Raw genomic sequence first — 1,730 nt, 5'->3', positions numbered from 1 at the left:
GCCAAAAACACCATCATCGACCAGAAACCGAGCATGCCGATCTTCGAAAACGACACCGCCCACGGAAACAGGAAGGCCACTTCCAGGTCGAAGATGATGAACAGGATCGACACCAGGTAGAAACGGATGTCGAACTTCATGCGGGCGTCGTCGAACGAGTTGAAACCGCACTCGTAGGCGGAAAGCTTTTCGGGATCGGGATTGCGGTAGGCCACCAGGAAGGGCGCGGCCAGCAGCGCCAGGCCGACAACCAGCGCCACGCCTATGAACAGGACGATGGGCAGGTATGAGCTCAAGAGTGCGTTCATGCTCGGCTTTCCGTTGGCGCAATCCACTTTGATTACAGCACCGGACCCTAATGCGGAAGCGTGACAGTTTAACCGCTGAACCGTTTTAAGGGCCTATGCTGCAACGCGGCGAGGGTTAGCGCAGCACTTCCAGCGAAGCAAGTCAAACCTTGTTCAAAACACCGACCTGGACGGCATATCGCGGCAAACTGGTCCGATCCGCTCCTGTTTGATTTCCTTCGCTTTTTACTCCACTTTTCTCTCCTGACATGGATGCAGCCAAAACCCTGCTAGCATGGGTTGGAATCAGCCATTCGACCCTCGGTCAAACACTTCAAAGTGATGCCTGCATGAAGGAAAAGATCTCGCTCCCCACGGCCCGTCGCATCGCGCTTGCCGCCCAGGGGTTTCTCGATCCCCGCCCGACCGGCACGCCCGACCGCCGGCATTTTGCCCGCACCCTCTCCCGCACCGGCCTGCTGCAGATCGATTCCGTCAGCGCGGTGGTGCGCGCTCATTATATGCCGCTCTATTCGCGCCTTGGTCCCTACCCGTTCTCGCTGCTCGACAACGCGGCCGTGACGCGTAAGCGCACGGTTTTCGAATACTGGGCGCACGAGGCGTCCTTCCTGCCGGTCGAGACCTACCCGCTGATGCGCTGGCGCATGCAGCGCGCCGAGCGCGGCGACGAAATGTATCTGGGCCTCGCCAAATGGGGCCGCGAGCACGCCGCCTATATCGAAGAGATTTACCGCCAGGTCGCCGAGCGCGGCCCGATTGCCGCTTCCGCGCTCGAAGGCCAGAAAGGCTCGGGCGGCTGGTGGGGCTGGAGCCACGCCAAGCATGCCTTCGAATGGCTGTTCTGGGCCGGACGCATCACCACGGCGCACCGTCGCGGGTTCGAGCGCTTCTATGATCTGCCCGAGCGCGTGCTGCCGCAGGCGGTCCTCGACCTCCCAGTGCCCACGCCTGAGGACGCGCACCGCGAATTGCTGCGCATTTCCGCCCGCGCCCACGGCGTGGCGACTTCAGGCGATTTGCGCGATTATTTCCGCCTGTCGCCGGCCGATATGAAAGGCCGGTTGGAGGAACTGGTTGAAACCGGCGAATTGCTGCCGATGCGCGTCGAAGGCTGGGACAAGCCGGCCTATCTTCACCGGGATGCCCGCCTGCCGCGCAAAGTCGAGGCCCGCGCCCTGCTGGCGCCGTTCGATCCTGTCGTCTTCGAACGCTCGCGCACAGAGCGGCTGTTCGACTTCCACTACCGCATCGAGATCTACACGCCGGCCGACAAGCGGCAATACGGCTACTATGTCCTGCCGTTCCTGCTCGGCGACAGGATCGTGGCACGCGTCGACCTCAAGGCAGATCGTCCGGCCAGCGTGCTGCGGGTCCATGCGGCCTACGCCGAGCCCAAGGCGTCACCTGAAACCGCTGCAGAAC

Annotated in this window: 2 protein-coding genes; one reads left to right on the top strand and one right to left on the bottom strand. The window is 62.3% G+C overall.

What is annotated here, in order from left to right; genetic code table 11:
• The coding region (ndhC, locus tag EN984_RS33505) for an NADH-quinone oxidoreductase subunit A (RefSeq protein ID WP_127302221.1) at positions 1 to 308 on the bottom strand (308 nt) is incomplete at its 3' end.
• 329 nt (positions 309 to 637) lie between these two features.
• Here ndhC and EN984_RS33500 point away from each other — a divergent pair.
• The coding region (locus EN984_RS33500; protein WP_164765873.1) for a winged helix-turn-helix domain-containing protein at positions 638 to 1,730 on the top strand (1,093 nt) is incomplete at its 3' end.

The sequence above is a fragment of the Mesorhizobium sp. M7A.F.Ca.CA.004.12.1.1 genome, assembly GCF_003997835.1.
Classification (GTDB): Bacteria; Pseudomonadota; Alphaproteobacteria; order Rhizobiales; family Rhizobiaceae; genus Mesorhizobium.
This window is presented reverse-complemented; position numbering and strand designations above follow the sequence as displayed.